A 5865-nucleotide genomic window follows, 5' to 3' on the forward strand; every position below is an offset into this window, starting at 1 on the left:
GCGTGCGGGCAGGGGTCAGAAAGTCGCGGTAGATGTCGACGAACGTCTCGTCGAAGTAGCCGTCCCACCATCCCCGGCGGTTCACGCGGCCCCGGGCATCAGGTCCAGCAGGTCGTGGATGGCGCGGATGCGCTCGCAGTCCGCGTCGTTGAAGCGCCAGAGCGGGTCGATGAGGATGGGCCGCATTCCCGCCGCCCGCGCGCCCCGCACGTCGATCTCGTAGATGTCGCCCACATATGCCACGTCCGACGGATCCAGCCCCATCCGCTCCGCGCCCAGGCGAAAGATGCGCGGATCCGGCTTTTCCACGCCCACGGTGTGCGAGTCGATGATGAACTCGAAGGGCGCCGCCAGCCCCACGCTGTCCAGCAGCGCCTCCACCCGCCCGCCCGCATTGCTGATGACGCCCAGCCGGTAGCCGCGGCGGCGCAGTTCCTCGAGCGCCTCCACGGTGTGCTCGCGGACGTTCTTCCACAGGTGCGACTCGGCGTGGCGCGCCCACAGCTTCTTGGCCAGTGGCGGGAACTGCTCGTCCGTCACGCCCACGCGGCGAAAGATCTCGGCGAACAGCAGCTTGCCGCGCGACTCGTCGTTGCCCGCCCTGCCGGTGCGCATCAGCTCGTCCAGCGCGAGCTTGGCTTCGTGCTCGGCCGCGAGCAGTTCGTCCACGGTGGTGTGGATGCCGTGCTCCGCCAGCAGCGTCACGAGAAACGGATGATCCAGCCACACCAGGGTGTTGCCGGCATCGAACAGAATGGCTTGGGGAGGCTTCATCGGCGTCTGCGGATGGATGGGCGGTGCCCGGCCCGCGTGGGTCCCGCGGCGGCCGACAAGGTACGCCCCCGCCCCACCCCGCGCGAGTGCGTTTTTCCACCGCTTGGTGCGGCGGCAAACGCTGCTGAACTGCCCCTCGTCGGAGGACGCGGGGGTGGCGGAGGTCGCGGGGGAATGGGAGGATGGAAAGCGGACCATCCGGGTCATTCGAACCTGTCCCGCCGCGCCGGATGAGCGCATCATGATGGGATTCGATCGACCACCTTTTCCGCGCATCCCCATGCCTACGCCGCTGCGCTGCCCCACCTGTTCCGGACCGCTGGACACCACCGCGACCCGCAGTGCATCCGTGCGCTGCCCGTACTGCGGCGCGGACGCCCTGCTGACGGATCGCTTGGGCGCGCCGCTGGTGATGGCGGAGCAGTCCCCCGGCACGGACGCGGCCGAAGAAATCGTGCGGCTGCTGCGGGAGGGGAACCGCTACGCCGCGGTCGAGATCTACCGGGCCCGCCACGGCGGCACCCTGCACGAGGCCGTCAATGCGATCGCGCGCATCGAGGCGCAGCAGCCGCCGGGCACCGTTCCCGCCCCGCCCAGCCTGCGCCGGGGGGCGCTCACGGTGGCCGCCGTCACCGCACTGGCTGTCGCCGGGATCCTGGTGATCATGAACGGGAGCGCGGAGCCGGCTGCGGCCCCGGCGTCCTTCTCCGGGCCCGCGGTGCCCAGGATCACCTTTCCCGCCCCGCCCGTGCCCGACGCGCCCGCGGAGTGGGCTGAGACGGTGACGCGCTTCGGCGCCGAGGGAACGGGGGCCGGGCGCTTTGACGACGCGCGGTGGGTGGCGCTGGACGGGAGCGGGCGCATCTACGTGGCCGAGTACAGCGGCGGCCGGGTGCAGGTGTTCGACTCCGCCGGCACTTTCCAGACGCAGTGGACGGCCGATCCCGACATGCCCATGCAGGACATGGCGGCGGACCGCGGCGGCACCGTGTACGTGGTGCAGCGCGGCGCCATCCGCCGGTACGAGGGAGCGACCGGCACGCGGCTGGACGACGTTGCGGCGCCGCGCTCGGCGTCATTCAAGGACGTCGCGGTGGCGCTGGACGGCACGCTGTGGGCGCTGGAGGGATGGTCGCGGCTGATGCACCTGAGCCGCACCGGTGCCGTGCTCGCCAGCCACGAGTTGAAGACGGTGGTGGGTGACGACGACGTGTGGGCGGAGCGCGTGGCGGTGGCGGGAGATGGCAGGCTGTACGTGCTGGACCAGCGCACGGGCGAGGTGTACCGCCTTACGCCGGAGGGCCGCTTCGTGGACCGGTTCGGCGGACGCGGCGAGGGCGCGGGGAGCCTGCAGTCGCCCATGGACCTGGCGGTGGACGGGCGGGGCCGCGTGTACGTGAGCGATTCCGGCATCCAGGTGTTCGATCCGGAGGGCCGGCACCTGGGCGGCTTCGGCGGGCACGCGGCCATCTTCGGCCTCGCGATCAGCGACCGGGACGACCTGTTTGCCTCGGACCGCAACGCGCACCAGATCGCCCGGTTCCGCCTCCCCGCCCCGACTCCCTGATCCCGTCCCTTGCGCGCCGGCTCTCCGCCGGCGCGCGCGTCCCCGCGGTTCCGCCGTGCCCTCGCGCAATGCGCCCGGCCGTCGTCATCTCCCGCCCGCGCACCCATTCCTGGTTGCCGCACCGGACGCCGCGTCGTACTCTGCGGACCAAGCGCAGTTCATCCACCACGCCACCACGACGACGCGGAATGCCCTACGCACACCGGATCGAGCCCGGCACCAAGGTTCGCCTGTCGGAATACGACACGCGCGAGAACGGCGGGATGGACAAGGAGAAGGGCGCCGCCCGGTTCGCGGAGCTGAATGCCGAGCTGGACGCCATCCAGGAAGAATTGTACGCGGCGGGCGTGAACAGCGTGCTCGTCGTGCTGCAGGGAATGGACACCAGCGGCAAGGACGGCGCGATCCGCGCGGTGATGCGCGACCTGAACCCGCAGGGCTGCCGGGTAGAATCGTTCAAGCAGCCCAGCCTGGAGGAGCTGTCGCACGACTTTCTGTGGCGCGTGCACCGGGTGGCACCGGCGCGCGGCATCATGGGCGTGTTCAACCGCTCGCACTACGAGGACGTGCTGGTGGCGCGGGTGCAGAACCTGGTGCCGGAAGCCGTCTGGCGCGCCCGCTACGACCAGATCAACGCGTTTGAAAGCATGCTTGCGGCCAGCGGCACGCTCATCTTCAAGTTCTTTCTGCACATCAGCAAGGACGAGCAGAAGGAGCGGCTGCTGGCGCGCGAGGCCGACATCGGCAAGGCGTGGAAGCTGTCCGCGGGCGACTGGCGCGAGCGCGAGCGCTGGGACGAGTACCAGGAGGCGTACCAGGACGCGCTGCGGCACTGCAGCACCGAGGTGGCGCCCTGGTTCATCGTGCCCGCCGACCGCAAGTGGTACCGCAACCTGGCCATTACCGAAACGCTGGTGCACGGGCTCAAGCCGTACCGCCGCTCCTGGTCCGACGCGCTGGAAGCCATGAGCCACGCGCGTCTCGCGGAACTGCAGGCGTTCCGCGACCTGCAGGCCGCACAGCCGCGGTAAGTCACGGCGCAGGCGCAGAGCGAGAGGGGGGGACGGCACCGCGCGGCGCCGTCCCCCTCCGCATTCACGGCATCGGCCGCAGGAACAGCGTCCGCGGGCGGAACCGCTCGCCCGTCTCGCGCTCCAGCGGCGGAATGCGCCGCGACGCCCACTGCATCCGCTCGGTGCGGTACGGGCCGATGATGACGTATACCTTGCCGGGTTCCAGCGCCGGGTACACCTCGTGGGTGGCGATCCCGGCCCGCAGCGACGCGCTCCGCACCCGCCGCAGCCGGCGGCCCGCCGCGGCCAGGTCGCGTTCGGCGAACACACCCGCGATCCGCACCGGATACACGGGCCACTTCAGGTCGTCCTCCCACCACAGCCGGTAGTACTCGGCCTCGGCGACGCGCGACAGTTCACCGCGGCCCGGAGGATCGCCGTCGCGGATGGCCAGGCGGATGCGGCGCGGCGCGCGCGACCATCGTTTGCGGGCCGCCAGGCGGATGTCGCGCTCCTCGGTTTCCAGCAGAGGAGAACCGTACGGCCCGGCGAGAACGTACACGCTGTCCGCGGGAAGGCCGGGGTACACGGCCCGTCCGGCAACCCCGGCGCGGACGGCGTCGTCGCGGTTCAGGTCCTTGATGAGCCGCGGCGCATCGATGGTGCGCGGCACCGTGCCCAGCACCTGCAGTTCCACCGTGTCGCCGGCAAAGTAGCCCATCCGGTTCAGCCGGCGCAGTTCGTTCTCGTCCACCGCCGTCCACGGGCCCACGGCCGCACCGTTCACGGCCAGCCGAATGGGGCGGATGAAGAGCCAGAGCGCCGCGCCGAGCAGCACCGCGGCGGCGGCGATCCCCCAGCGCCGGCGGATGCCGATCCGCCCGCCGGTTCGCGACGGCGGCCCCGGGCGCGCGCCCTCGTCCCTCGTCGTGTGCGCCTCCATCGTCGTATGCGGCTCCAGGGTCATTGTGGATCACGCATCCAGAGCGTCCGTGGCCGGAACCGCTCGTCCAACCGGCGCTCCATGTGGCGGATGCGGCGTTCGCGCGTCCGCATCTCCGCCGTGCGGTACGGGCCGATGATGACGTACACGCGCCCCGAATCCAGCTGCGGATACACGGCGCGGTCTCCGATCCCGCCGCGCAGACCCTCAGCGCGGACGGCCCGCAGCCGGGCGCGCGCCGCCGCGAGCGACGTGTCGGCAAAGGAGCCGGCGATGCGCACGGGAAGCACGCTGCTCTCCGACATCCCCAGCGCGACCAGCCGCTCGTATTCCGCCCGGGCCACGCGCGAGGGCGGAACGGTGCGCGGGCGGTCCTCGAACGCGCCGCGGCGCAGCACGAGGCGGATGGGCCGCGCGTCTTCGCTCCAGCGGCCCTGGAAGCGGCGCAGTTCATCCGCCTTGGCCGCGCGCTCGGCCTCCGTGTACGGCCCGGCGAGCAGAACCGCGTCGTACCGCCCCAGCTCGGGATAGACGGCGCGCGTGCCCACTCCGGCGCGCAGTCCCGCCTTTTTCAGCTGCGCCAGGCGGGCCGCCATCGTGTCCACGTCCGCGGCGCCGGTGGCGAGGAGCTGGAATCCGAGCGTGTCGCCGGGAATGTAGCCCAGCCGGTTCACGCGCCGGTATTCCGCCTCGGCCGCGTCGGTCCACGGCGTCTCGGGGGTGAGCAGCCCGGTCACCATCTGCCGCGCGGTCCGTACCGGCAGGCGTTCCCGGATCGCGGGCCACGCCGCGACGAGGCCCAGCAGCAGCCCCGCCCACATCACGGAACGCGCGATCTCCCGCCGCGTTCCCCAGAGCCCCGCACGCGGCTTTGCATCTTCCGCCTCCGGAGCGGCGTCCGCCGGGACCGCGGCCGCGGATGCAGGCACAGCGGGCACGGGCGATCCAGCGGGAGGAGCGGCGACTACGGGCTGCGGCACCGCCATCGGCTGCGGCGCAGCGACGGACGATGGCGCCGCGGGTGCGGGCGGTGACGCGATCGGGATGGGAGCGGGCGCGACGGCGGGCGTGGGCTCGGTCGGCGCGTCCGCCACCTCCGTGGGCTCCGCGGAGACGGCGATGAACGGATCCAGCTGCGACGAAGCGCGGGGGCGGATGTGGATGGTGCCGCCCACCACCTCCAGCAGCGGGTGCAGCGCGCCGACCAGCTCGCCCGCGTTGCGGAACCGGCGGCCCGGATCGGGATGCACGGCGCGCAGCAGCACGGAGTCCACGCCGCGCGGCAGGTGCGGATGCAGCGAGCGGAGTTCGTGCAGGGCCCGCGCGGCCGCGGTGGGATCGGCGGCGGCGTGCACCTGCGCGGGGTGGCGGCCGCCCAGCATCTCCAGCGCGGTGAGCCCCAGCGCGAACACGTCGCACGCAGGCGTCACCGCGCCGCCGCGGATCTGCTCCGGCGCGGCGTACCGGGGCGTGTGTGGCCCGCGCGCCTGCGCGACGGTTCCGTCACCCGGCTCCGAGGCCGCCGCCGCCGCGTCCGCCGCCTGCGCGATGCCGAAGTCCAGCAGCTT

Annotated in this window: 5 protein-coding genes; 2 read left to right on the forward strand and 3 right to left on the reverse strand. The window is 72.5% G+C overall.

The features are described 5' to 3' along the window. Positions 1 to 81: 81 nt before the first annotated feature. Complete coding sequence (locus VF665_RS19995; protein WP_331055229.1) at positions 82 to 774, reverse strand: HAD-IA family hydrolase; 693 nt, start codon at positions 772 to 774, stop codon at positions 82 to 84. Positions 775 to 1054: 280 nt separating this feature from the next. On the opposite strand from VF665_RS19995, the gene VF665_RS20000 reads away from it, so the two are divergent. Continuing rightward, positions 1055 to 2341 (forward strand): NHL repeat-containing protein, encoded by a 1287-nt coding sequence (locus VF665_RS20000; protein WP_331055230.1) that lies wholly within the window; start codon positions 1055 to 1057, stop codon positions 2339 to 2341. A 188-nt stretch (positions 2342 to 2529) separates the two neighbouring features. Next, a complete protein-coding gene (locus tag VF665_RS20005; protein ID WP_331055231.1) occupies positions 2530 to 3372 on the forward strand; it encodes a PPK2 family polyphosphate kinase in 843 nt (280 codons plus the stop codon). A 64-nt stretch (positions 3373 to 3436) separates the two neighbouring features. Here the strand turns inward: VF665_RS20005 and VF665_RS20010 are convergent, their stop codons facing one another. Then, complete coding sequence (locus VF665_RS20010) at positions 3437 to 4321, reverse strand: hypothetical protein (protein WP_331055232.1); 885 nt, start codon at positions 4319 to 4321, stop codon at positions 3437 to 3439. Further along, a partial coding sequence (locus tag VF665_RS20015) for a protein kinase domain-containing protein (protein WP_414679158.1) occupies positions 4318 to 5865 on the reverse strand: 1548 nt, incomplete at its 5' end. The genes VF665_RS20010 and VF665_RS20015, both read right to left, overlap by 4 nt.

Origin of the sequence: Longimicrobium sp., from assembly GCF_036387355.1 — a bacterium.
Classification (GTDB): domain Bacteria; phylum Gemmatimonadota; class Gemmatimonadetes; order Longimicrobiales; family Longimicrobiaceae; genus Longimicrobium.